This is a genomic window from Tenacibaculum sp. Mcav3-52, assembly GCF_022347665.1.
Taxonomy (GTDB): domain Bacteria; phylum Bacteroidota; class Bacteroidia; order Flavobacteriales; family Flavobacteriaceae; genus Polaribacter; species Polaribacter mesophilus.
The window spans coordinates 62,828-88,142 of the sequence record NZ_JAKRGE010000001.1 but is presented as its reverse complement, the minus strand read 5'-3'; the positions used below and the strand labels follow the sequence as shown (position 1 = coordinate 88,142).

The window sequence follows — 25,315 nt, the reverse complement described above, 5'->3', positions numbered from 1 at the left end:
TTTACGTTCTGTTTTCGCAATATTTCAGTAGTTATTAAGTCTGAAATATTTAGATACTAAACTGTTAAAAATTGATTTATAAATAACAGTCTCGAAACATTTAAATACTGAAACAAGTTCAGTAAAATATTAACGTTTAGAGAACTGGAATTTCTTACGTGCTTTCTTCTGACCGAATTTCTTACGTTCAACCATTCTTGGATCACGAGTTAATAATCCTTCTGGCTTTAATACAGCTTTATTTTCTTCATTGATAGCAACTAATGCTCTAGTAATTGCTAAACGAATAGCTTCAGCTTGACCAGTAACACCACCACCGTATACGTTTACTTTTACATCGTAAGCCTCTAAGTTTTCAGTTAACATTAAAGGTTGTTGAACTTTGTATTGTAAAGTTGGTGTAGTGAAATAGTTTTTAAACTCTCTTTTGTTGATAGTGATGTTTCCACTTCCTTGAGAAACATAAACACGAGCAACAGCTGTTTTTCTTCTACCTATTTTGTGTACAGTTTCCATAATTATTTAAGATCGTTAAGGTTAATAGTTTTAGGTTTTTGAGCTTCTTGACCATGCTCTGTACCTGCGTAAACATATAAATTTTTGAATAACGCGCTACCTAAACGATTTTTAGGTAACATACCTTTTACTGCTTTTTCGATTAATCTTGTAGGATCTTTTTCGAACATCTCTGTAGCAGTTAATGATCTTTGACCTCCTGGATAACCTGTGTGACGGATATAAGACTTGTCTGCCCACTTGTTACCAGTTAAGTTGATTTTTTCAGCGTTGATAATAACAACGTTATCTCCACAATCTACGTGAGGAGTATAATTTGGTTTGTACTTACCTCTAATAAGTTTTGCAACTTTAGAAGCTAGACGACCCAATGTTTGCCCGTCCGCATCAACTAAAACCCACTCTTTGTTTACGGTAGCTTTATTAGCTGATACTGTTTTGTAACTTAATGTGTTCATAATTACACGATTAGTTTTTGTTTATTAATAATTAAATTTTATCCTTTAAAAAGGTCTGCAAATGTACGATTAATTATTTGATTGACAAATAGCGTGTTAGTTTAATTTTTCTATTACTTATTTTAACTGAGTAAAGAGTATAAAAAAAGCATGCTTTTAGCATGCTTTTTTTGAATTATGTGTTTAAAAATTACTCCACTTTTTGATCTAATAAATCAAAGAACTGATTTAATCTTGGTAAAATGATAATTTTTGTACGTCTATTTTTGGCTTTGTTAGCAGGGCTGTTATTCTCTACTAAAGGAACATAGCTACTTCTACCAGCTGCAATTAATCTTTCAGGAGCTACATTATACTTTCCTTGCAATTCACGAACAATAGCAGTAGAACGTAAAACACTTAATCCCCAGTTGTCTTTTAATGCCGAACCAGCACTTACAGGAGTGTTATCAGTATGTCCTTCAACCATTACATCCATTTGAGGCTGTCCGTTAACTACAGTAGCAACTTTTTCTAACACTTTAGAAGCTTTGTCGTTAATAGTGTAACTTCCACTTTTAAATAATAACTTGTCGGAAATTGAAATGAATACAACTGTTTTTTCAACATTTACTTCAATATCTTCGTCATCAATACCGTCTTGTAATTCTCTTTTTAAGTGAAAAGCAACTACTAAGTTTAAAGAATCTTTTTTAGAAGCAGCTTCTCTAATTTTGTTGATGTACTTATCTTTCTTGCTTAATTGAGATAATGTCTCTTTAATGTTATCATTAGCGCCTTTAGTTAAAACTGTTAAGTTTTCAACTTGTTGTAAAGTGTTTTCTTTATCTCTCTTTAATTCTGTAACTCTAGACTCTAAAGAAAATGCCTTTTCTTCACAGTTTTCTTTTTCAACTAAACATTTGGTCAAGTTAGCTTTTACAGCTAGTAATTCTTCTTTAGTTTGTTCGTGTTTAGCTTTTATAGCTTCTAATTCTTTCGTTGAAGCACAAGATGCTAATAAGATTGAAGCAGTAAGGAATAAAAATATTTTTCTCATTTTATTCTATTTTTTAGATATATTAAACGTTGAGCAAATTTATAAAAATGAAGACACAAAAAAGAGAATTAACAATCTTTTATGAAGTGTGAATACATTATTTTTGTGACTAAATTTTTTAAAGATGATTAAAAGGATAACGTTTTTAGTAGTTTCATTATTGTTAGTAATAGCTTGTAAGGAAGAAAAAAAAGAAAAGATAACTAAATTACAAGGAGCTGTTTTTGGGACTACATATCATATAACCTATTTGAATAAGGTTGATTGTCAAAAACCTATTGATAGTTTGTTTAATTTGGTAAACAAATCATTGTCTACATACATGCCTACTTCTGATATTTCAAAAATTAACCAAGGAGACACCACTGTAATAGTTGATGATATGTTTGTAGAAGTTTTTGAAAAGGCTAAAAGAATTTACAAGGAAACTGATGGTTATTTTGATCCGACTATTGGTAGATTGATAGATGCTTACGGCTTTGGCTCAGGAAAAGAAAAGAAAGATTTGACCTCTGAAGAAATAGCGGCTTTGATGGAGAATGTAGGATTTGATAAAGTTGTGTTAAAAAACAGAAAAGTTTATAGAGATAGTGAAAATATAGAGTTTAATGTTAATGCTTTTGCTAAAGGTTATGGAGTAGATGTTGTTGGGAGGTTTTTAGAGTCGAAAAACATTCATGATTACATAGTAGAGATAGGAGGAGAGATTAGAGCTAGAGGAACAAAAGACGGAAAGCTTTGGAAAGTAGCGATTGAAAAGCCAAATGCTGATGGAACACGTTCTGTTCAAAAAATAATTGAGCTGAATAATGAATCTATGGCAACTTCAGGGAATTATAGAAAGTACAAGGTGAATGCTGAAGGGAAAAAGATAGTACACACGGTAAATGCCAAAACAGGACTAGCAGAAGAAAGTAATTTGCTAAGTGTGTCAGTTCGATTAAAAGGAGACTGTGCTGATGTAGATGCTTATGCAACGGCTTTTTTAGCAATGGGCTTAGAGAAAACAAAAGAGTTTCTAAAAGAACACCCGACGCTTAAAGTAGTGTTGTTATATCATAATGAAGCAGGAGAACTAGCAGAATTTGTAAACTAGTTTTTATAACATACAGGCAAAATTTCGCCTTTCATTAAAGCAAATCGTTCTAGTTTTTCTGGAGCGATTTTTTTTGTGTAGTCTACTTCATCAACTTTAAATCCTACAGAACGTAGTTTATCAAAATAATCACGACCGTACACACGTACATGGTCGTACTGACCAAATATTTTTGCACGTTCTTTAGGGTCGGTAATAGAATTATCTTCAAAAGTAACTTCTCTTGATAAATCCTGCGGAATTTGAAAAATACCAAATCCACCAACTTTCATTACTCGATACAATTCTTGCATCGCCTTTGTGTCGTTAGGGATATGTTCTAATACATGATTACAAAACACTACATCAAAAGAGTTGTCTTCAAAAGGAAGGTCGCAAATATCTGCTTTTACATCTGCTATAGGTGATTCTAAATCGGATGTTGTATACTCTAAATTTTGCTGTTTTCTAAAAAGATCTAAAAAACATTGCTCAGGGGCGATATGTAATACTTTTAACTTTTTATCGGAAGTAAAGAAGTTGCTTTCCTGTTGTAAAAAAAGCCACATTAAACGATGTCTTTCTAGTGAAAGGGTGGAAGGAGAAAGTGCATTTTTACGTTGAATTCCATATCCGTAAGGTAAAAATTTCTTGAATGATTTTCCGTCAATCGGATCTGTAAAGTTATCCCCTTTTAACCACCAGGTAATAATGGGACGAGCCCAATAACTGGCTTTGATTAATATAGGTCTAGGAATAGTGTTAAGTATTGCTTTAAATAAAGACACAAATTATATAACTAATGGTTGTTGTCTAAATTCGTCTTCTTCATTACTTTCAATACCTAAAGCATCATATATATACTTAAAGGTAGATAGTAACTCTGGTTTACCATCAACTATGGCTACATCATGTTCAAAGTGTGCTGATGGTTTACCATCTAAAGTGGTAATTGTCCATCCATCACTGTGTTGACGGATTTTATGAGTTCCCATATTGGTCATAGGTTCAATAGCAACTACCATACCTTCAATAAACTTTTTACCACGACCTCTGCGTCCATAGTTAGGCATTTCTGGGTCTTCGTGCATTTTGCGTCCCAATCCGTGTCCTACCAGTTCACGAACAACACCATAACCATGTTTTTCAGTAAAGTTTTGAATAGCAAAACCTACATCACCAACACGATTTCCTACTTTAAGTTCACGAATGCCTACATATAAACTTTCTTTAGTGATATCAAGTAGTTTTTGAGTTTCAGGAGTAATTTCACCTACAGCAAACGTGTAAGCGTGATCTCCGTAAAAATCATTTTTTATAGCACCACAATCAATAGAGATGATGTCACCTTCTTGTAAAGGTGTGTTATTTGGAATTCCATGAACCACTTGTGAGTTTGGGCTCATACAAAGCGTATTAGGGAAATCATATAGACCTAAAAAACCAGGAATAGCTCCTTGCTCACGAATAAAATCTTCAGCAAGTTTATCAAGTTGCAATGTAGTAACACCAGGTTTTACTTCTTTGGCAAGCATACCTAAGGTTTTTGATACTACTAAAGCACTTTCGCGCATTAATTCAATTTCTTCTCTAGTTTTTGGTTTAATCATGGTAAAAATATTGAGGCGCAAATTTACAGTTATTTTTGATATGGATGTTTGTATTCTTGACCAGATAGTATTTTTAAGAAATCTTCTTCAACTGAGCTATCTTCAACAGCGTGTTCTACAAAACGACCAACTTCTTTTCCGTCTTTATAAAAAATGAAGGTTGGAACTCGAATTACATTGAAACCTTCTTCTAAACCATTGGCTTTTTTCTGACGGTTCACTGTAACTAATTCAAGGTTTTTATAATCGAATTCGGCTTCGTCTAAGATTTTATAAAAATTAGGAATCTCTCTTTTACTGTCTCCACACCAAGTTCCCATAAAACCTTTTATTTTTATGTCTTTTAAATATGGTTTTAGTTTTTCTACGGTAGCTTTATCTGTTTCGTAATATGAATAAAAATCGTTAAACCACTCACTTCCGTATGGCTCTTGTTGGAAGTCTTTTTTAGTGGCAATACCAACTAAATTTCCATTTTCATTTTTTGTTGCTAGGTTCTTTGGTGTCGATGCACAAGAAATAATAAGTAAGGCTATAAAAAGGTATACGATTTTTTTCATGAAATATATTTTTAAATAAGCGAATGTTGTGTCATTTCTTTAGGTTGCTCAATACCCATTAATTTTAAAATGGTTGGAGCAACGTCGCCTAAAATACCACTTTTTATTGATTTTAACTCCTTGTCAATTAAAATCATAGGAACAGGGTTTGTGGTGTGTGCTGTATGTGGTGTTCCATCTGGGTTAATCATTGTTTCACAGTTTCCATGATCAGCAATTAAAATAGTGGTATAGTCATTATTTAACGCAGTTGTTACTACGTCTTCAACACAATTGTCAACTGCTTCACAAGCTTTAACAGCAGCTTCAAAAACACCTGTATGACCAACCATATCACCATTAGCAAAGTTTAAACATACAAAATCAACATTACCGCTTTGTAGTTCAGGAACAATAGCGTCGCGAATTTCATAAGCACTCATTTCAGGTTTTAAATCATAGGTAGCTACTTTAGGAGATGGACAAAGCAAACGTTTTTCTCCTGTAAATTCATCTTCTCTTCCACCAGAGAAAAAGAAAGTAACGTGTGGATATTTTTCTGTCTCAGCAATCCTAATTTGACTTTTTCCAGCTGACTCTAATACTTCACCCAAAGTGTTTTGAATGTTCTTTCCATCGTAAATAACATGGATGTTTTTAAAAGTATCGTCATAGCTTGTCATGGTAACAAAATATAAAGGTAGTTTTTTTATGTTGAATTCAGGAAAATCTTTTTGGCTCAAAGCTTCTGTTAATTGACGACCCCTATCTGTTCTAAAATTGAAGAAAATAACAACGTCATCTTCCTTAATTACAGTTTTTGGTTGTTGACTTTCATCAACCATTACTATTGGTTTGATAAACTCATCAGTAACATCTGCATCATAACTTTGTTGAATACTAGCTGGAGCATCCGAAGAAAAAGTTCCTTTTCCGTTTACTAAAGCTTCGTAAGCAAGTTGCACACGTTCCCAACGATTATCACGATCCATTGCATAGTAACGACCAGTAATTGTTGCCAATTCACCCGTAGTTTCTTGCATGTGTTCTTGAATATCGTTGATGAAATACTTTCCTGATTTAGGATCACAATCACGACCGTCAGTAAAAGCGTGTAGGTATACATTATCTAAACCAAAATTGTTAGCTGCAGATAGCAAACCTTTTAGGTGATTAATATGAGAATGAATTCCTCCATTAGAAACCAATCCTAAAAAATGGATATTTTTATTGTTTGTTTTAGCGTATTCAAAAGCGTTTAGAAGTTCCTTTTCTTGTGCTAAAGTTCCTTCTTTTACAGCTTTGTTAATTTTGGCTAAATTCTGATATACAATTCTACCAGCACCTAAATTCATATGTCCAACTTCAGAATTTCCCATTTGTCCTACTGGTAAACCAACATGTTCTCCATCGGTTCTTAATTGTGCATGTGGAAATTTATTGTATAACGAATTTATAAATGGAGTTTTTGCGTTGTATATAGCCGATACTTTTGGGTCTTGGGTAATCCCCCATCCATCCAAAATCATTAAAATTACTTTCTTGTTCATGTTACAAATTTACTTCTTTGTATTAAAAGTAAAATCTTTTGGGTTAATAATTATGTCAAAAGAGGTAAAATTGAAAAAGTTATTGAGGTAGTTTTGCTGCGTAACTAAAAAAAACAATAATATGAATAAAATAATTTTATTAGTAATAGCGATAACGAGTTTTTCAGTTGCGAATGCTCAAGTGGGAGAAGGTACAAATTGGTTGAAATTAGGAATCCATGGAGGTGCTCCTGTTGGTGATGCTTCTGATGTTTCTTCTTTTGTTTTGGGGGTTGATTTGAAATATCAGTTTTTAAATGCAGAAAGTTTTGCTATAGGAGCTTCGACAGGGTATACTCATTATTTTGGGAAAGAAGAAGGTGTTATTGAATTCTCTGATTCAGGACTAATCCCTGTAGCAGGATTGTTTAGGTTTTACCCAACAAAAAACTTCTTTTTAGGAACGGATTTAGGGTATGCTTTTTTTACTGAAGGAAGTGAAACTGGTGGGTTTTATTACAGGCCAGAAATAGGGTATCACAACGACGAGTGGAATATTTTCGGGTATTACCAAGGGGTTTCGTCTGATGGTATTTCTCCTTCTTCTGTAGGTGTTGGAATAAATTACAATATTATTCAAGGTAAGTAACAAGAAGATAGGGGATCTGTTATTAACACAAGGTTGGATTTTTTATAAAATTCAACCTTTTTATATTGATTAAACTAATGAGATAATATAAAGTAATGTTAAAAAGGTGGCTATCAAAGCCAGAATGTTTTTTATAAAATTAACTTGTTGTTGTCTTTTTATCTTTAAACGAATGTTTTTAAGCTGCTTTTCATTAGCAGTTTTTTTAAAAAATAATTTGTCGTTTTTTTCTTTTTGAAAACGTTCTAACTTTTCAAAAGCGCTAGTTCTTTTTCTTTTATTGTTTTTTAAACTCGTAATCATTGACGATACTGACCCACTGAAACTCATAGCAACTAATTTAAATATATAATTATTAGAATACTCGATTAATTAAATGTTACAGTAACAACATTACTTTTTATATTTACGTATAGCTTCTTTAATTTTTTCAATTCTATTTTCAGGGTCAGGGTGGGTGCTTTGAAATTCAGGAACTCTATTTGGACCAGCTGCAGCTTTTAAAATTTCCATTACGCCAATCAAGTTTTCAGGGTTATAACCTGCATCAATCATTAATTTAACACCTAACTCATCACTTTCTAATTCATCACCACGACCGTTTTTTAATAAAGTTTGCTGTCCAATACTATTCGCCAGTTCTCCTAAATCAGCGCCGACAGAAGCTCCCATGGTTAAAAGTTTCCAAAAATTGGCATCGGTAATTCGTTCGTTAGAATGTTTTCCTAAGACATGTCCTATTTCATGACCTAGTACACCTGCTAGTTGATCTTCGTTTTTTAATTGAGTGAATAAAGCATGAGTTATAAAAATTTGCCCTCCAGGTAAGGCAAAAGCATTGATTGTTTTTTCATCTCTTAATAAATGAAAATCGAATTGGTAACCTGATTTTTTAGCTACCGTGTTGTTTACGAGCTTTGCACCTACTTTATCTACAAGTACTTGAGCATTTTCATTAGGATACAAGCCTCCGTGTTGCTGAGTCATCATAGGAGCTTGTTGTAGTCCAATAGCAATTTCTTGTTCTGGTGATAAACTAACTGCTTGTGTTTTCCCTGTATAAGGGTTTACCTCTTGTTGACTGCATTTACGTAGATAAGCAAAAGCAACAATAGTTATACCTACAAGCAAACGAGTTTTTAAACCTCCTTTAATTTTCATCAATAAGTTATTTTATTAGTCCCGAAAGTAAAAGTACAAAATATATAATTTAACGAATATCAATTTTTTGTGAACTATAAAAAACTTAAATTTACACAGCAAAACAAACAACATTATGGAGCCTCACTTTGAGTTAAACGAAGTTACTAAGAAGTTACCCAAGCATTTACATAAGTTCGTGGTAAAACAACCGTATGATGAATATACGGCTCAAAACCAAGCTGTATGGCGTTATGTAATGCGTATGAATGTAGATTATTTAGGGAAAGTAGCGCATGCTTCGTACTTAGATGGATTGAAAAAGACAGGCATTTCCGTTGAGAAAATTCCTCACATGCAAGGAATGAATCGTATTTTAAAAGAAATAGGTTGGGCGGCAGTATCTGTTGATGGATTTATACCACCGAATGCTTTTATGGAATTTCAAGCGTACAATGTGTTAGTGATTGCGTCTGACATGCGTACGATAGATCATATTGAATACACGCCAGCTCCTGATATTATTCATGAAGCGGCAGGTCATGCGCCAATTATAGCAAATCCAGAATATGCTGAATATTTACGTCGTTTTGGAGAAATTGGAGCAAAAGCGATTTCTTCAGCAAAAGATTACGAAATGTATGAAGCTATTCGTTTGTTGTCTATCTTAAAAGAAGATCCTAATTCTACTCAAAAAGATATTGATGAAGCACAAGAAAAAGTAGAGTGGTTACAAGATAATATGGGTGAACTTTCAGAAATGGCTCAAATTAGAAATTTACACTGGTGGACAGTGGAGTATGGATTGATAGGAACCCTTGAAAATCCAAAAATTTATGGCGCAGGGTTATTGTCTTCTATTGGAGAGAGTAAATGGTGTATGAAAGATGAAGTAGAAAAGGTTCCTTATTCTTTAGATGCTGCAAATGTGAGTTTTGATATTACAAAACCTCAACCTCAGTTGTTTGTTACTCCAGATTTTGCTCATTTAAGTTTAGTGTTGGAGCAGTTTGCTAATAAAATGGCAATACGAACTGGTGGATTAAAAGGAATAGAAAAATTGATAGATTCTAAAAATTTAGGAACTATCGAGTTGAGTACAGGTATTCAAGTGTCAGGGATTTTTACCAATGTAATAACTGATGAGAATAATAAAGCCATTTATGTACAAACAACTGGTCCTACTGCGTTAGCAAATAGAGATAAAGAATTAATAGGTCACGGAACAAATTATCATGCAGAAGGTTTTGGAAGTCCAATAGGAAAGTTAAAAGGGATTAATATTCCAATAGAGAATATGAGTCCGCGAGATTTGAAAGCTTATGGTATTTATGAAGGAGAGCAGGTTACCTTAGAGTTTGAAGGTGGAGTAAAAGTAGTAGGAGAAGTAATTACAGGAACAAGGGATTTAAGAGGTAGGATTTTACTAATTTCTTTTAAAAACTGTACAGTAACTCATGGAGACACGTTGTTATTTCACCCAGATTGGGGAGTATACGATATGGCTGTGGGTGTAGAGGTGGTATCTGCTTTTGCAGGTTCTGCAGATGTGGCTTCATTTGGGGATGTAGGAAAAGTATCGGAAACCAAAACGCACAAAATTCAATATTCTGATTCAGATAGAAAGTTATATAGTTTATATGACAGAGTAAGAGAACTAAGGGAAGGTGGCACGGTTTCTGAGGAAGACATTGAGGGAATTTTTACAGAAGTAAAATCAAATTATAAAAATGATTGGTTGTTGTCGTTAGAGCTGTTAGAATTGGCAACACTAAACAATTTTTCAATAAAAGGAGCGTTACGTGAATATCTTGAAGAAATGAAAAGTAACAAGAGTTACACTACGTTAATAGAAAACGGTTTACTTTTGTTGGAAAATTACCAAGAAGTATAAAATGGGATTATTTAATTTATTTAGAAAGAAGAATATGAGTAACGAAATACAGGAATATTTAGCTAAAGGAGCAGTTGTTTTAGATGTAAGGACTTTAGCGGAATGGAATGAAGGGCATAGTGAAGGAGCTAAGCATATTGTTTTAGCTACGATTCCTACAAATGTAGAGGAAATTAAATCGTGGGATAAGCCAGTAATTGCAGTATGTAGAAGTGGTGGTAGAAGCGGGCAAGCAGCAGAGTTTTTACAAAACCATGGGATTGATGTAATTAACGGAGGGCCTTGGCAAAATGTTGATCAATATTTAGTGAAATAAAATAAGAAGATTAAAAATTCATAAAAGGAAATGCTTGTAAAAGTGTTTCCTTTTTTTGTTGTAGTTTTTTCAAAAATAACTGATGAGCTTCAGATTCTGAGTTAAAAGGTTTGTGGTTTATTCCTCTTTGAATGGTTTCGACTTGCTGCATCGTTTTGCATGAATCTTCTGTAATCCAAACCTGTTTAAATTTTTCCCATATGTAATTCACAGCAGTTTTATTTGGGTGAATCATATCCTCATTATAAAAACGATAATCACGTAATTCATCCATCATAATTTCATATGAAGGAAAGTAGTAAATAGCATTTCTCGGTTCCGCTACTTCATGAATAGCTGAAAGTAAGTGTGCTTTACTACGTTGGTTTTCTTTAAAACCATCTTTTAAATGTCGTACAGGAGATAACGTATAAATAACTGAAATGTTTTTATTTACTGACTTAACAAGAGAGTTAATAGCTTCTAAGCTTTCAGAAATTTCATGAACGCTTAATAATTCCTTTAAAAATTTTTTCTGAGGAACTTTGTGGCAATTGGCTACAAAATTATCCGAGGAAATTTCTCTATATACCCATGCTGTACCTAGTGTAATGATAAGGTGTGTGGTGTTTTGTAGTTGCTCAAAAGTTTGTTGTATGGATAAATTTAAGCTGTTTAATAATCCATTTTTATTTATAGCGCTTAAACTTGAATGTGCTTCAAAAGAGTGCCATCGTTCATTGTGAAAAAAAACATCTTTGTCGGTATATTCTTCTTTGTTTAATGCTTTTGTAATTAAGTTTTCAATAGCCTTAGGGTGGAATAAAATACCAAAAGGGTTTTGTTTTGATTGAAACTTGTAGTAGTTAAGTTTGTCGCCAATATTTTCAGAAAAACAAGAACCAAGTAAAAGTAGTTTTGACTGATAATTAATTTGATTATGCTTTTGCTTCGTAAGTGGTATTCGCGTTTGAAGATTCATAAATTTAAAGAAAAATAACAATCAAAAATAAGTATAAAATCTTCATAAGAAGTGGTGTAGGTTTGTAATTCGTTAAAATTTGTATCTTTGTTCAAAAGAATTAAGAATACATTGAACAATATAAAATCAGTTTTTACAATTAAAGATCTTGAAAATATTTCAGGAATAAAAGCTCATACAATTAGAATTTGGGAAAAACGCTACAATCTGTTATCGCCAGAGAGAACCGATACCAATATTCGTTATTACTCTTCAGAAAATTTACAGAAATTACTAAATGTTGTCTTGTTGAATAAAAATAGTATAAAGATTTCTAAAATAGCAGAAATGTCTGATGATACTATTGTTTTAAAAGCAAGAGAGTTAGCTTTTAAAATGGCAGTAAACGATGAAGCTGTTAATTCTTTTAAGTTAGCAATGTTTCAATTCGATAAAATATTATTTAACAATGCTTACAATAGATTGTTGAAAACAAAGACTTTTAGAGAGGTTTTTAAAGATGTTTTTATTCCTTTTTTAAATCATGTAGGGTTATTATGGCAAACAGATACCTTATTGCCAGCACATGAACACTTCATATCTAATTTAATCATACAAAAAATTCAGATTAACATAGAGAAGTTAGAGTACGTTAGTAATAACTCAGATACAAGTTATGTGTTGTTTCTTCCAGAAAATGAAATTCATGAATTAGGGCTTATGTATTTAAATTATGAGCTTATATTAAGGGGGTATAATACTATTTATCTAGGGCAAAGTTTACCCTTGGATAACTTAAACTACTTTTTTAAAAATGAAACAAAAATTTGTTTTATTACTTCCATGACTGTTCAGCCATATGAAGATAAAGTAGAAGAATATTTTTTTGAAATAGACAAAATGTTAGAAAATACTAATCATGAGCTAATAGCAATAGGAAATAAAGCGATGACGGTTAGTCATATTGATTTTAAAGCGAAAGTAACCATGTATCCTTCTTTGGTGGCGTTATTAGAGCGGTTTTAATATTGTGTTTAGCTTTTTTTTGTTTTTGTTAAACAAAATAAGTAACTTTGAAGTGTGTTTTAAAATTAAAGCACATTTTTTTGGCAAAAACTATTTTTGTTTAATGTTTTTTGTTTTAAGATAAACAAAGTCTGCGGTAGCTGAAAAACAGACTTAAAAAAATAAAAGAGTATGCAATTAATCTAAAGAGTGTAATTATGAAATCAAAAAAATTAACATTGGTATTTTTTTTAGGACTTTTTTTAAGTTTTAATCTTTTGACGTCATGTAGTGATGATGATCCTGTGGTAGAAAAGCAGAAAAATATAGTTGATACAGCAGTTGCAGATGCAAATTTAAGTATTCTTGTGTCTGCTTTACAAAAAGCAGATTTAGTATCGGCTTTGGAAGTTGATGGAGCTTTTACGGTTCTAGCACCTACAAATACAGCATTTCAAAACTTATTGGATAGCAATGATTCGTGGAGTACTTTAGATGATATTCCGGTAGAAACACTAAAGTCAGTATTGTTGTTTCATGTAATAAGTGGAGAAGTAAAGGCAGCTGATTTATCCAATACCTACGTAAATACATTGTCAACAGGTCCAAACGATGAAATGTTGTCATTGCAAGTGGAAGTTGATGGAGCAGTAGAGTTTAATGGAGATTCAAAGCCAATTGCTACAGATATTATGGCTTCAAATGGAGTTATACACACAATTGATAAGGTAATGTTGCCAGCTAATGTAGTAACCTTAGCGTTGAATAATAGTAGTTTTACCTCTTTGGTTGCAGCTTTAACAGATGGCCGTCATACTACTGATTTTGTTTCTTTGTTAAGTCAAGAAGGACCTTATACAATATTCGCTCCAACAAATGATGCATTTCAAGCGTTATTAGATAGTAACGATTCTTGGAACTCGTTAGCAGATATTCCAATCGCAACATTAGAGGCAGTGTTAAAATATCATGTATTTGCTGGAGGAAATGTGCAATCAGATGAATTAAGTGATAATCAAGAAATCACAATGTTTGATGGAAGTATAGTGACTGTTGATTTATCAAATGGAGCAAAATTAGAAACAAGTTCAGGACAATCTGTTGTAATTTCATTGACAGATGTACAAGGAACAAATGGTGTGGTTCATGTAGTAGATAGTGTTCTTTTACCATAAACTTAATTTAATGTATTGATTGCGAGCGATTTTTTTGTTCGCAATTAATTTTAATTATCTTTATAAGAAATAATTTGAAAAAAAAAGTATATATAATAGGCTCAGGTTTCTCTTCTTTATCAGCTTCTTGCTATTTAGCAAAAGCTGGATATAAAGTGGTAATCTTGGAAAAAAATGCCACAATTGGTGGTAGAGCAAGGCAGTTATTAAGAGAAGGTTTTACTTTTGATATAGGGCCTACATGGTATTGGATGCCAGATGTTTTTGAAAAGTTTTTTGCAGACTTTGAAAAGAAACCTTCAGATTACTATGAGTTAGAAAGATTAAACCCTGCTTATGAAGTATACTTTGGAGAAAAAGATTCAATAGTAATTCCAGGAACATTAGAGGAGATTTATGAGGTTTTTGAAAAAGAAGAAAAAGGAAGTTCAAAACACCTGAAGTCTTTTTTAAAATCAGCAAAATATAATTATGATGTTTCTATAAATGATTTAGTTTATAAGCCAGGAGTTTCTCCCTTAGAATTGGTAACTCCAGTTACTATGGGGAAGATATTTCAGTTTTTTTCTACTATCAGACATGAGGTAAGAAAGAAAATTAAAAGTAAAAAACTAATTCAAATTTTAGAATTTCCAGTGTTGTTTCTGGGGGCAAAACCAAGTAACACTCCAGCGTTTTATAATTTTATGAATTATGCTGATTTTGGCTTAGGTACATGGCACCCAAAAGGAGGGATGTATAAAGTAATTGAGGCTATGACTACACTAGCATCGAGCTTAGGTGTGAAATTTCAAACCAATGTAAATGTTGAAGAAATTGTAGTAAACGATAAAGGTGAAGCAGTTGGGGTTGCGGTAGATGGAAAATTAATGAAATCTGATGTAGTGTTAAGTGGAGCAGATTATCATCATACTGAAACTTTACTGCCTAAATATTTAAGGCAATATTCAGAAAGTTATTGGGATAAAAAAACATTTGCGCCTTCATCTTTGCTTTTTTATGTAGGGTTTGACAAGAAGTTAAAAAATGTATGTCATCATACCTTGTTTTTTGATACAGATTTTGATGCGCATGCGAAAACAATATATGATGTTCCTTGTTGGCCAAAAGAACCATTGTTTTATGCTAGCTTTCCCTCAATTACAGATGGTTCTTTTGCGCCTAAAGGAAAAGAGGCTGCTACTTTTTTAATTCCATTGGCGCCTGGTATAGAAGATACTCCGGAGCTAAGAGAACGTTATTTTAATATTATAATAGAGAGGCTAGAAAGACTAACAAATCAATCAGTAAAAAAACATGTGTTGTTTAAAGAAAGCTTTTGTGTAAATGATTTTATTAAGGAATATAATTCGTATAAAGGAAATGCCTACGGTTTGGCAAATATTTTAACACAAACAGCATTTTTAAGACCAAAAATAAAAAGTAAAAAAGTAGAGAATTTATTTTTTACAGGACAATTAACGGTACCAGGACCAGGAGTTCCTCCGTCTTTAATTTCAGGAAAAATAGCTTCAGATTTAATTTTAAAAACGTATAAAGATGAAACAATTATTTGATGAGGTTTCTTATGCATGTAGTAAGTTAGTAACTCAAAAATACAGCACCTCATTTTCGTTAGCTACGAAGATGTTATCACCAAAAATACGTACAGATATTTATAATATTTATGGTTTTGTACGCTTTGCGGATGAAATAGTAGATTCTTTTCATCAGTACGATAAGAAACAATTATTATTAAAGTTCGAAAGAGATTATTACGAATCTAAAAATAGAGGAATTAGTTTAAACCCTATTTTAAACTCGTTTATACATACTGTAAATAAGTACAAAATTTCTGATGAGCAGGTTCAGGCTTTTTTAAAAAGTATGAAAGCAGATTTGTATAAAACAGCATATACAACTACAGAAGAGTATAATGAATATATATATGGTTCTGCTGATGTTGTAGGGTTAATGTGTTTAAAGGTTTTTGTAAATGGGAATCAGCAAAAATATGAGGAGCTAAAAGAGCCTGCAATGCGTTTAGGGTCAGCGTTTCAAAAAGTAAATTTTTTAAGAGACTTAAAAGAAGATTTTAACGAATTGAATAGGTCTTACTTTCCAAATATCAATTTTGGAGATTTAAGTACAGAAGGAAAAAATGCAATTATTAAAGAAATAGAAGATGATTTTGATGTTGCTTATAAAAACGGAATTTTAAAGTTGCCTGTTGAAGCAAAATTTGGAGTATATATGGCATACAGGTATTACAAAAAACTATTAAAAAAGCTAAAAAACACACCTTCAACAAAAATCATGGACACAAGGATTCGAATTTCAAACCCGATGAAAATTAATCTTCTAGCAAGAAGTTATGTAAGGTATAAATTAAACTTTTTATGATAAAAAGTGGTATCTTAGGAGTACTGTTATTTATGTCGATAATAAGCTTCAATAATGCACCTAATCATGTTAAAAAATACCATGAATTAGTTACAAAAGAAGCTGAGTTAGCCTATATAGCCAATTATAAAAATAGTAAAGAAGTGAGTATTCAAGGCTATATAATTTCTCTTGAAATGAAACAGGCAAAATATAAAATAATGCCTTGGAGTAAACTAAAAGTTTTTAACATAAATAAAAACAAATTAGAAGAGTTGATTTTAAAGAATCCTAATAATGTTCACCTAAGGTATCTAAGGTTAATAATACAAGAAAATACACCAAGTGTTTTAGGATATACATCTTCTATTAAAAAAGACAAGCAGTTTTTAAAAGAAGTGCTTCAAAAAAAAGACAGTGTAAGTTATTTACATACATATATAATTAACAATACATCATTATGAATATAGTAATTTACATAGCAGTAACTACACTAACGTTTATTGTTATGGAGGGGGTTACTTGGTGCACGCATAAATATGTGATGCATGGGTTTGGTTGGTACTTACATGAAGATCATCATCAACCAGGGTATCCGCATGTTTTTGAAAAAAACGATGCTTTTTTTGTTGTCTTTGCAATACCTAGTATGTTATTATTTTACTTCGGAATTCGACCAGAGTTAAACTTTTTGTTTTTCATAGGTCTGGGAATATTATTTTATGGTATTGCTTATTTCTTGGTGCATGATGTGTTAATTCACAGAAGGTTCAAGTGGTTCGACAAAACAAACAATCAATACTTAAAAGGATTGCGAAAAGCACATAAAATTCATCATAAACATTTGGGGAAACACGACGGAGAATGTTTCGGTATGTTGTTTGTGCCCTTTAAATATTTTAATAAAAGACAGTGAGTCAGTATTTATATCTAATATTAAATCTAGGCAGTTTAAGTATTCCGCTATTGTATAGTGTTTTTGAAAAAAAACTACACTTTATACAATATTTCAAACAAGCAGCGCTTAGTATTTTGTTAGTCGCCTTGTTTTTTTTAATCTGGGACAGTTGGTTTACGCAAATGGGAGTATGGGGATTTAATCCAGATTATCATTTATCGCTAAAACTGCTGAATATGCCAATAGAAGAATGGATGTTTTTTTTCTGTATACCCTATGCATGTTTGTTTACACATGAAGCGTTGAAGTTTTTATTTCCAAAGTTTAAAATGTCAAAATCTGCGACAGTAATCATAAGCTTTTTCCTCATTGTTTTAGTGAGTTTATTGTTGATTTTTAACTTCGGAAAGTGGTATACCACAGTAAATTTTGTGCTGTTTTTACTTTTGTTAGGTTATGCGCTAAAGAATCATTTAAATACATTGCAAGAATACTACCCTAGCTTCTTGGTAATATTAATTCCTTTTCTACTAGTCAATGGAATTTTAACAGGAAGCTTTATAGAAGAACCGGTAGTTTGGTACAATAACGCAGAGAATTTAGATTTTAGAATTTTTACGATACCTATAGAAGATGCTTTTTATGCATTTACAATGTTATTTTCAGTACAGTTAATTTTTAATTTCTTAAAAAACAGAAAACTTGAAAGAAAATAAATACATACGTTTTTTAATATTCTTAATAGCTAACCTTTCAGCCTTAGGTATTGGTGTTTGGTTAATGAATGAAGGACCAAGAACAGATTGGTACTTGTCTTTAAATAAAGCTCCATGGACACCAGCAGGCTGGGTTTTTGGAGTAGCTTGGACAATCATTATGGTATTGTTTTCTTTATACATGACAAAAGTGAGTTTTCAGCATGAATTTTTAAACAAAAAGGTACTCATTTTATATGTAGATCAGTGGATTTTAAACGTAAGCTGGAACTATATTTTCTTTAATCAACATTTAACAAAATTAGGCTTGGTTGTAATCGCTTTATTATGGCTACTTATTGGGTATTTCACTTTTGAGTATTTAAAAAAAGTAAGGTGGTATACTCTATTTATACTTCCATATTTAATATGGATGACGATTGCAACTAGTCTCAACGCATATATTGTATTAAATAATTAAACTATGGCCAAAAAAAAGAACATAACACAAGAAAAAATAATAGAATGGTATATGAATACGGTACTATTATCAGGTCAACCGAATTCAATATTTTCTTTTGCGAAAGAAAATAACTTTGAAGAAGCGGAATTTTATAAACACTTTTCAAGCTTTGAAAGCTTAGAAAAAGCTGTTTTCGGAATTTTCGCTAAAGAAACCATTCATTTACTACACAAAACAGAAGCTTATAAAGACTATTTGCCAAAAGATAAACTATTGAGTTTCTATTTTACCTTTTTTGAATTATTAACAATAAATAGATCGTATGTATTGGCGCAGTTAAAAAGGATAAAAACAGATTTTTCGAAATTAAAAGTATTGCAAGAACTGCGTACAGAGTTTATTCATTTTGTAAATGAAATAAGCCTTGAAAAAATTGATTTTAAAAATGATAAAATCAACAAAATTCAAGATAAAACTATTGCAGAGGGGTATTGGATGCAGCTATTGCTTATTTTAAAGTTTTGGATAGAAGATGAGTCATCAAACTTTGAGAAAACAGATTTATTTATAGAAAAATCAGTAAAGGCAAGTTTTGATATTCAACAAATAGCACCTGTAAAAAGTGTGATTGATTTAGCGAAATTTTTGTGGAAGGAAAAATCACCAATGACATGAAAACCTTAAACAGAATACCTACGTCAAAAATAGAACGAGCTACCAAGTTGGTTTCAACAGGAGTGAAAGTTGGTGTAAATTATGCCAAGTACTACGGCAATAAAATCACTAAATCAGAAGAGGAAGCTAAAAAGCAACTTAATGAAGATAATGCTGCTGATATTTACGATGGATTAAAAGAACTAAAAGGGTCAGCATTAAAAGTAGCACAAATGCTAAGCATGGAAAAAAATATTTTGCCCAATGCTTACGTAGAAAAATTTTCATTATCACAATTTTCAGTTCCACCATTATCAGGACCTTTAGTAATCAAAACGTTTAAAAAATACTTCAGTAAAACACCAAACGAAGTTTTTGATACGTTTACAGCAGAATCAGTAAATGCAGCAAGTATAGGACAAGTTCATAAAGCCACTAAAGATGGAAAAGAACTAGCTGTAAAAATTCAATATCCAGGGGTTGCTGATAGTATTTCAACCGATTTAGCATTGGTGAAACCTATTGCGATGAAAATGTTTAACATTAAAGGAGAAGGTTCAGATGAATATTTTAAAGAAGTTGAAGAAAAGCTCTTGGAAGAAACTAATTACGAATTAGAACTTGCGCAGAGTAATGAAATTGCTCATGCCTGTAAACATATTCCAAACTTAAAATTTCCAAAATACTATCCAGATTTGTCATCAGATAGAATTTTAACGATGGATTGGATGGATGGAGTTCACCTGTCAGAGTTTACTAAAAATGAGCAACCAGAAGATGTTGCAAATAAACTAGGGCAAGCTTTGTGGGACTTTTACATGTATCAAATGCACAAGCTAAAAAAGGTACATGCAGATCCGCATCCAGGGAATTTTTTAGTGTCTAAATCAAATGAATTGATTGTTATCGATTTTGGATGTATGAAAGAAGTTCCTGAAAGTTTTTATTTGCCTTATTTCGAACTAGCAAAAAGAGAAAATATAGATAATCCAGCTTTTTTTGAAAGTAAACTCTATGAGTTAGAAATCTTGAGAAAAGATGATACACCAGAAGAAATAACCTTTTTTAAAGCATTGTTTTATGAAATGTTATCACTCTTTACACAACCTTTTCAGCAAGAAGAATTTGATTTTTCAGATGAGGAGTTCTTCGGGAAAATAGCAGATTTAGGTCAGAAATATGCCAAGAGTACCGAGCTTAAAAAGATGAACGGAAATAGAGGATCAAAACACTTCATTTACATTAATCGAACATTTTTTGGTTTATATAACCTAATGCACGATTTAAAAGCAAACAAGGTAAAAATTAATAATTTTAATACGATATAATGCATATTACACGTCAGCAAATAGACGAGTTTCCTCATCTGTATAAAATAAACTTGATGAACAGTATTTCTGGTTATAAACCAGCAAACCTTATTGCAACAAAATCAACTGATAATATAACCAATGTTGCAGTTTTTAGTTCGGTGGTGCATTATGGTTCAAGTCCAGCAATTTTAGGGTTTGTATTACGTCCCACAACCGTTGTTAGGAATACGTATAACAATATAAAAGAAACAGGGTATTATACTATTAATGCTATTAATGAAGTAATGATTGAGGAGGCACATCATACTTCTGCTAAATACCCGTCAGAGATTTCAGAATTTGATAAAACAACATTGTCAGAAGAGTTTAAGAATGGTTTTTATGCTCCTTTTGTTGCGGAATCACCCTTACAAATAGGAATGAAGTTTTTAGAAGAGCATTATATAAAAGTTAATGGAACTATTTTAGTGTTAGGAGAAGTTACTGATTTGTATTTTAAGGACTCTATGCTTTCAGAAGATGGTTTTTTAAACTTATCAAAAGAAAAAGTAGCTGCAATTAATGGGTTGGATACCTATATGGTAGCAGAGAATTATAAAAGACTGTCTTATCAAAGACCAAAATAATAATGAGGATTCTAATCACAGGAACAACGGGTTATATAGGTAAAAGATTAATACCTATGCTGTTATCAGAACAGCATGAACTTGTATGCTGTGTTAGAGATGTACGTAGAATTCCATTAGAATTTAAAGATAATACACAAATATCTTTTCTAGAAATAGATTTCTTAAAGCCTAAAAAAGAGCTGCCTAAAAATATTGATGCAGCTTATTATTTGATACACTCTATGTCTACAAGTAGTAGTGACTTCTCTAAGTTAGAATCGGATTGTGCAAATAATTTTAAGAGTCTATTAGAAAAAACTATGTGTAAGCAGGTTGTGTATTTGAGTGGTATTGTAAACGATAATTCATTGTCAAAGCATTTAAAATCGAGATATGAGGTAGAAAAAATACTACAATCAAAAACGTATGCAGTAACAACTTTTAGAGCAGGAATAATAGTAGGAAGTGGTAGTGCGTCATTTGAAATTATAAGAGACCTTGTAGAAAAACTTCCTGTAATGGTAACTCCAAAATGGTTGTATACAAAAACACAGCCTATTGCAATAAGAGATGTTTTAACATACTTAACAAAATCGTTATTAGAAGAGAGAGTGTACGATAAATCATTTGATATCTATGGTCCAGAAATTCTCACATATAAAGAAATGTTATTACAGTTTGCTGAGGTAAGAAAGTTAAATAGAATTATATTCACAGTGCCATTTTTATCACCAAAGCTATCATCTTATTGGTTGTACTTTGTTACCTCAACTTCGTTTAATTTGGCAAAATCACTCGTAGATAGTATGACCGTTGAGGTTATAGGGAGTAAAAGCAATATTAATGAAATAATTGAAGTAACACCTATTACTTATAAACAGGCGGTAAAAAAAGCTTTTGTTAAAATAGCGCAAAATTCCGTTATATCAAGTTGGAAAGATGCTAAGGTAAGTGGTGTTTTTAGAAAAGAATATTTTCAATACATAAACCTTCCCAAGTATGGGTGCTTTATTGATGAAAGAATCAGAAAAGTTTCAGATGAAAACATAACACTTAAGAAAATATGGGAAATAGGAGGTAAGCGAGGTTGGTATAAATTTACTTTTTTATGGAAAGTAAGAGGTTTTATAGATCAAGTTTTTGGAGGTGTTGGGCTGCGTAGAGGTAGAAGAGATCCGACTGAGTTAGAGCCAGGAGATGCGCTTGACTTTTGGCGTGTGTTATTAGCGGATAAAGATAATAAACGTTTATTGCTCTTTGCAGAAATGAAACTACCAGGAGAGGCATGGTTAGAGTATGTTATTAAAGACGGCTTACTTTATCAAAAAGCAGTATTCAGACCTAAAGGAATATGGGGTAGAGTTTATTGGTTTGCTGTTTTACCGTTTCATGGACTTATATTTAAGCAACTCATTAATTTTTTGTCAAAATAATTTGTTTAAAATTGAAAAAACAGCACTTACCAACCAAAATTTGTAAAGTTTGTGGGCTTTCTTTTTCATGGAGGAAGAAATGGGAAGCTAGTTGGAGTGAAGTAAAATACTGTAGTAAAAAATGCAGGAAAAACAAAAACAAGAATGCACCTTAATTTGGTTTAGAAATGATTTAAGAGTTTTTGATAACAAACTGTTAAAAGAAGCAATAGCGACTAAACGTTATTTGGTGGCTTTTTATGCGTTTGATCCTGTGTTTTTTAAACGTCAATATTCTTTTGAGAGAACAGGAAAATTCCGTCTTTGTTTTTTAATTGAAACATTAAAAGAATTAAAGGAGAGTTTAGCTAAATATAATATACCTTTTTATGTAGGGTTAAAAAAAACAGAAACCGTTGTTAGAGAGATTCAAAACGATTTCTTAATTACTACGCTAGTTTATCAAGAAGATGAAACTAGTGATGAAAAAGATATAGAAAAGAGAGTAAGAAAAGTAGTTGGTAGTAAGGTAAAAAAGATAAGGGTAACAAATCAATATTTGTATGAGCCACATCAAATAGATACGTTATTTAACAAAAAATACCCGTTGTCTTTTTCATCTTTTAGAAATAAAGTTGAAAAAAAATTAGATATAGACACAGAGTTAAATTATCATTTACCCTATCAGGATATATATTCTCAGGCATTTTTTGAAATACCAAACTGTTCTCGTGCAGAAAAATTTTTAGGAAATTCTTTTCCTTTTAAAGGAGGAGAAAAGCAAGCATTAGTAAGGTTGAAAAGTTATTTTTTTGAAACAAAAAAAGTGATTGACTACAAGAAAACACGAAATAATTTATTAGGAATAAATTGTAGTACAAAATTTTCACCTTGGTTATCTAATGGATCTATTAGTGTAAAAACAATTTATAAAGAACTAAAGAGATTTGAAGACGAATATGAGGCAAATTCATCAACATATTGGGTGTATTTTGAGTTGTTATGGAGAGAGTTCTTTAAACATGCAGTTCGTTATCACAAAAATAACTTCTTCAAATTAGGGGGTATTCAGAAAAAAACGATACTAAGTATTCATGATAATAAGGTGATAAAAAATTGGGTTTTAGGTAATACTACATCCGATTTTGTAAACGCTAATATGATAGAGTTAAGAAAAACAGGTTGGATGAGTAATAGAGGAAGGCAAAACGTAGCATCTTATTTTGTACATAACTTACAGCAAGATTGGAGGATTGGGGCAGCCTACTTTGAATCTTTGTTAGTAGATTATGATCCGCACAGTAATTATGGTAACTGGATGTATATAGCAGGAGTAGGAAATAGTTCTGAGAGTAAAAAGTTTGATATAGAATGGCAAGCTAATACATATGATAAGTATGGGGAATTTAGAGCTAAATGGATTGATAAGTAATGGACGTAATACTTAGAGTGCTTTTAGGTGATCAGTTAAACGAATCTCATAGCTGGTTTAAGCAAAAAAACAAAAAAGTAGTGTATGCTATGTTTGAAATGAAGCAAGAAACGGAGTATGTAAAACATCATATACAAAAAGTTGTAGGGTTTTTCTTAGCAATGAGGAGTTTTGCTAAAAAACTAGAAGAGAAAGGTCACGCAGTAGAGTATTTTAAAATATCAGATTCGCATAACACGCACAATCTTATAAAAAATATTAAAGTATTACAAAAAAAACACTCAATTACAAAAATTGAATATCAGTTGCCTGACGAGTTTCGTTTAGATGTGCAATTTAAAAATGAACTCAAGAGCTTACAGATACCAGTTAAATCGTATGATACAGAACATTTTTACACTACAAGGAATGAGTTAAAAGAGTTTTCTGAAGGTAGAAAGAAAACAGTTATGGAAGATTTTTATCGCTATATGAGGAAAAAGCATAAGATACTTGTAGAAAATAATGAACCAGTTGGTGGTAAATGGAATTATGATGCATCTAACAGAAAAAAATGGAATCAAGATGAATTAGTTCCTTTGCCTTATGAGACTAATATTGACTGTAAAGCATTATTAAAAGAGCTTAATGAAGCAGAAGTGGTTACATTTGGAGAAGAAACATTAACTTTTACTTATCCAATAAATAGAGAACAAGCAATAAAGCAACTAGATTTTTTTTGTGACAATTTGTTAGAGTTTTTTGGAGATTATCAAGATGCAATGCATTCATCACAAGATTTTCTGTTTCATTCTCGATTATCATTTGCTCTTAATTTAAAATTAGTAACCCCGAGAGAAGTTGTAGAGAAGGTTGTTGATGTGTTTTATAAGAAACCTTCAATAGCCGTTTCTCAGGCAGAGGGCTTTATTCGTCAAGTATTAGGATGGAGAGAGTATATGAGAGGTGTTTATTGGCAATTAGGAGAAGATTTTAAAAAAAAGAATTTTTTTAATAATAAAGTTTCATTACCAGATTTTTTTTGGACAGGAAAAACAAAAATGAATTGTGTGAAGCAATCGTTAAAAAACTCGTTAAATAATGCATACGCGCATCATATACAGCGTCTTATGATTTTAGGTAACCTAGCGTTATTGTTAGAGGTTCATCCAGATGAGGTAGATGCTTGGTATTTAGGAGTATATATAGATGCTGTAGAGTGGGTGCAATTACCAAATACAAGAGGGATGAGTCAGTACGCGGATGGTGGGATAGTGGCCACAAAACCTTATGTATCTAGCGCAAGTTATATTAATAAAATGAGTAATTATTGTAAAGAATGCTTTTATAATTACAAAACAAAAACAGAAGAAGATTCGTGCCCGTATAATACTTTGTATTGGGAGTTTCTTTACAAAAATAAAGAGAAGTTGAAAAATAACCACCGAATGCGTATGATGTATACTTTATTGCAAAAAATGGAAATATCAAAAGACTTCTCAGAAATTCTAGAAAAAGCAAAAACAATTAAACAAAAAATTAATAGCTATTAACTTTTTGTTTAATTATTTCTTTCATTAATTAAACAAAAATTGTATTTTTGATTCAAAGCGCA

General features: G+C 31.7%; 28 protein-coding genes. 19 read left to right on the top strand and 9 right to left on the bottom strand.

All coding sequences use genetic code 11. From position 1 onward, the window contains the following. Nucleotides 1-129: 129 nt before the first annotated feature. The 3 genes from rpsI to MHM83_RS00395 all read right to left on the bottom strand — a co-directional run bounded on the left by rpsI (nucleotide 130) and on the right by MHM83_RS00395 (nucleotide 2,013). Entirely contained in the window at nucleotides 130-516 is a 387-nt protein-coding gene (gene rpsI / locus MHM83_RS00405; RefSeq protein ID WP_047790000.1) for a 30S ribosomal protein S9, read from the bottom strand. 2 nt (nucleotides 517-518) lie between these two features. Then, nucleotides 519-974 carry a 50S ribosomal protein L13 gene (gene rplM, locus MHM83_RS00400; RefSeq protein WP_125065927.1) on the bottom strand — a complete coding sequence of 152 codons (456 nt, stop codon included), beginning with the start codon at nucleotides 972-974 and terminating at the stop codon, nucleotides 519-521. Nucleotides 975-1,164: 190 nt separating this feature from the next. Further along, nucleotides 1,165-2,013: an OmpA/MotB family protein gene (locus MHM83_RS00395; protein ID WP_159614269.1), complete on the bottom strand. Its 849-nt coding sequence runs from the start codon at nucleotides 2,011-2,013 to the stop codon at nucleotides 1,165-1,167. A gap of 124 nt (nucleotides 2,014-2,137) precedes the next feature. Here MHM83_RS00395 and MHM83_RS00390 point away from each other — a divergent pair, with 124 nt between their 5' ends. After that, nucleotides 2,138-3,109: an FAD:protein FMN transferase gene (locus MHM83_RS00390; protein WP_239178106.1), complete on the top strand. Its 972-nt coding sequence runs from the start codon at nucleotides 2,138-2,140 to the stop codon at nucleotides 3,107-3,109. On the opposite strand, the gene MHM83_RS00385 is transcribed toward MHM83_RS00390, so the two are convergent. The 4 genes from MHM83_RS00385 to gpmI are packed head-to-tail and all read right to left on the bottom strand — an operon-like array spanning nucleotide 3,106 to nucleotide 6,787. Next, entirely contained in the window at nucleotides 3,106-3,876 is a 771-nt protein-coding gene (locus MHM83_RS00385; RefSeq protein ID WP_239178105.1) for a class I SAM-dependent methyltransferase, read from the bottom strand. The genes MHM83_RS00390 and MHM83_RS00385 overlap by 4 nt on opposite strands. Before the next feature lie 3 nt (nucleotides 3,877-3,879). Beyond that, the gene (map, locus tag MHM83_RS00380; RefSeq protein ID WP_125065923.1) at nucleotides 3,880-4,698 is read right to left on the bottom strand and encodes a type I methionyl aminopeptidase; all 819 of its coding nucleotides are present in this window, start codon (nucleotides 4,696-4,698) and stop codon (nucleotides 3,880-3,882) included. 29 nt (nucleotides 4,699-4,727) lie between these two features. Beyond that, nucleotides 4,728-5,258, bottom strand: a complete 531-nt coding sequence (locus MHM83_RS00375) for a thioredoxin family protein (protein WP_239178104.1) — start codon at nucleotides 5,256-5,258, stop codon at nucleotides 4,728-4,730. 11 nt (nucleotides 5,259-5,269) lie between these two features. After that, nucleotides 5,270-6,787, bottom strand: coding sequence for a 2,3-bisphosphoglycerate-independent phosphoglycerate mutase (gpmI, locus tag MHM83_RS00370; protein ID WP_239178103.1), 1,518 nt, complete (start codon nucleotides 6,785-6,787; stop codon nucleotides 5,270-5,272). 121 nt (nucleotides 6,788-6,908) lie between these two features. Between gpmI and MHM83_RS00365 the strand changes: the two genes are divergently transcribed. Next, nucleotides 6,909-7,415 (top strand): hypothetical protein, encoded by a 507-nt coding sequence (locus MHM83_RS00365; protein WP_239178102.1) that lies wholly within the window; start codon nucleotides 6,909-6,911, stop codon nucleotides 7,413-7,415. Nucleotides 7,416-7,808: 393 nt separating this feature from the next. Here the strand turns inward: MHM83_RS00365 and MHM83_RS00360 are convergent, their stop codons facing one another. Then, nucleotides 7,809-8,576, bottom strand: a complete 768-nt coding sequence (locus MHM83_RS00360) for a M48 family metalloprotease (RefSeq protein ID WP_159614261.1) — start codon at nucleotides 8,574-8,576, stop codon at nucleotides 7,809-7,811. A gap of 115 nt (nucleotides 8,577-8,691) precedes the next feature. Here MHM83_RS00360 and MHM83_RS00355 point away from each other — a divergent pair, with 115 nt between their 5' ends. Further along, nucleotides 8,692-10,449 carry an aromatic amino acid hydroxylase gene (locus MHM83_RS00355; RefSeq protein ID WP_239178101.1) on the top strand — a complete coding sequence of 586 codons (1,758 nt, stop codon included), beginning with the start codon at nucleotides 8,692-8,694 and terminating at the stop codon, nucleotides 10,447-10,449. A 34-nt stretch (nucleotides 10,450-10,483) separates the two neighbouring features. After that, nucleotides 10,484-10,765: a rhodanese-like domain-containing protein gene (locus tag MHM83_RS00350; protein WP_073182694.1), complete on the top strand. Its 282-nt coding sequence runs from the start codon at nucleotides 10,484-10,486 to the stop codon at nucleotides 10,763-10,765. A gap of 10 nt (nucleotides 10,766-10,775) precedes the next feature. On the opposite strand, the gene MHM83_RS00345 is transcribed toward MHM83_RS00350, so the two are convergent. Beyond that, nucleotides 10,776-11,726 (bottom strand): GSCFA domain-containing protein, encoded by a 951-nt coding sequence (locus MHM83_RS00345; protein ID WP_239178100.1) that lies wholly within the window; start codon nucleotides 11,724-11,726, stop codon nucleotides 10,776-10,778. A 111-nt stretch (nucleotides 11,727-11,837) separates the two neighbouring features. Between MHM83_RS00345 and MHM83_RS00340 the strand changes: the two genes are divergently transcribed. The 15 genes from MHM83_RS00340 (at nucleotide 11,838) to MHM83_RS00270 (ending at nucleotide 25,253) form a co-directional block, all read left to right on the top strand. After that, the gene (locus MHM83_RS00340; protein WP_370641902.1) at nucleotides 11,838-12,731 is read left to right on the top strand and encodes a MerR family transcriptional regulator; all 894 of its coding nucleotides are present in this window, start codon (nucleotides 11,838-11,840) and stop codon (nucleotides 12,729-12,731) included. Nucleotides 12,732-12,928: 197 nt separating this feature from the next. After that, nucleotides 12,929-13,885: a fasciclin domain-containing protein gene (locus MHM83_RS00335; RefSeq protein WP_047790014.1), complete on the top strand. Its 957-nt coding sequence runs from the start codon at nucleotides 12,929-12,931 to the stop codon at nucleotides 13,883-13,885. 74 nt (nucleotides 13,886-13,959) lie between these two features. Then, on the top strand, nucleotides 13,960-15,441 hold the full coding sequence (locus MHM83_RS00330) for a phytoene desaturase family protein (RefSeq protein ID WP_167713002.1): 1,482 nt from the start codon (nucleotides 13,960-13,962) through the stop codon (nucleotides 15,439-15,441). Continuing rightward, nucleotides 15,425-16,267 (top strand): phytoene/squalene synthase family protein, encoded by an 843-nt coding sequence (locus tag MHM83_RS00325; protein WP_047790016.1) that lies wholly within the window; start codon nucleotides 15,425-15,427, stop codon nucleotides 16,265-16,267. Before MHM83_RS00330 ends, MHM83_RS00325 begins: the two co-directional genes overlap by 17 nt. After that, nucleotides 16,264-16,710: a hypothetical protein gene (locus tag MHM83_RS00320; protein WP_239178098.1), complete on the top strand. Its 447-nt coding sequence runs from the start codon at nucleotides 16,264-16,266 to the stop codon at nucleotides 16,708-16,710. The genes MHM83_RS00325 and MHM83_RS00320 overlap by 4 nt, the downstream gene beginning before the upstream one ends. Next, entirely contained in the window at nucleotides 16,707-17,162 is a 456-nt protein-coding gene (locus tag MHM83_RS00315; protein WP_172644857.1) for a sterol desaturase family protein, read from the top strand. The genes MHM83_RS00320 and MHM83_RS00315 overlap by 4 nt, the downstream gene beginning before the upstream one ends. Then, complete coding sequence (locus MHM83_RS16195) at nucleotides 17,159-17,860, top strand: lycopene cyclase domain-containing protein (RefSeq protein WP_239178097.1); 702 nt, start codon at nucleotides 17,159-17,161, stop codon at nucleotides 17,858-17,860. Before MHM83_RS00315 ends, MHM83_RS16195 begins: the two co-directional genes overlap by 4 nt. Further along, nucleotides 17,847-18,320 (top strand): TspO/MBR family protein, encoded by a 474-nt coding sequence (locus MHM83_RS00305; protein ID WP_173358848.1) that lies wholly within the window; start codon nucleotides 17,847-17,849, stop codon nucleotides 18,318-18,320. Before MHM83_RS16195 ends, MHM83_RS00305 begins: the two co-directional genes overlap by 14 nt. 3 nt (nucleotides 18,321-18,323) lie before the next feature. Further along, nucleotides 18,324-18,977: a TetR family transcriptional regulator C-terminal domain-containing protein gene (locus tag MHM83_RS00300; RefSeq protein ID WP_047790020.1), complete on the top strand. Its 654-nt coding sequence runs from the start codon at nucleotides 18,324-18,326 to the stop codon at nucleotides 18,975-18,977. Next, complete coding sequence (locus tag MHM83_RS00295) at nucleotides 18,974-20,284, top strand: ABC1 kinase family protein (RefSeq protein WP_239178096.1); 1,311 nt, start codon at nucleotides 18,974-18,976, stop codon at nucleotides 20,282-20,284. Before MHM83_RS00300 ends, MHM83_RS00295 begins: the two co-directional genes overlap by 4 nt. Before the next feature lie 56 nt (nucleotides 20,285-20,340). Further along, the gene (locus MHM83_RS00290; protein WP_231128376.1) at nucleotides 20,341-20,895 is read left to right on the top strand and encodes a flavin reductase family protein; all 555 of its coding nucleotides are present in this window, start codon (nucleotides 20,341-20,343) and stop codon (nucleotides 20,893-20,895) included. A 2-nt stretch (nucleotides 20,896-20,897) separates the two neighbouring features. Continuing rightward, nucleotides 20,898-22,310 carry an SDR family oxidoreductase gene (locus MHM83_RS00285; protein WP_047790023.1) on the top strand — a complete coding sequence of 471 codons (1,413 nt, stop codon included), beginning with the start codon at nucleotides 20,898-20,900 and terminating at the stop codon, nucleotides 22,308-22,310. 11 nt (nucleotides 22,311-22,321) lie between these two features. Then, on the top strand, nucleotides 22,322-22,465 hold the full coding sequence (locus MHM83_RS00280) for a DUF2256 domain-containing protein (RefSeq protein WP_073182036.1): 144 nt from the start codon (nucleotides 22,322-22,324) through the stop codon (nucleotides 22,463-22,465). Then, nucleotides 22,432-23,721: a DASH family cryptochrome gene (locus MHM83_RS00275; RefSeq protein WP_173358843.1), complete on the top strand. Its 1,290-nt coding sequence runs from the start codon at nucleotides 22,432-22,434 to the stop codon at nucleotides 23,719-23,721. The genes MHM83_RS00280 and MHM83_RS00275 overlap by 34 nt, the downstream gene beginning before the upstream one ends. Next, entirely contained in the window at nucleotides 23,721-25,253 is a 1,533-nt protein-coding gene (locus MHM83_RS00270) for a cryptochrome/photolyase family protein (protein ID WP_239178095.1), read from the top strand. The genes MHM83_RS00275 and MHM83_RS00270 overlap by 1 nt, the downstream gene beginning before the upstream one ends. Nucleotides 25,254-25,315 lie beyond the last annotated feature (62 nt).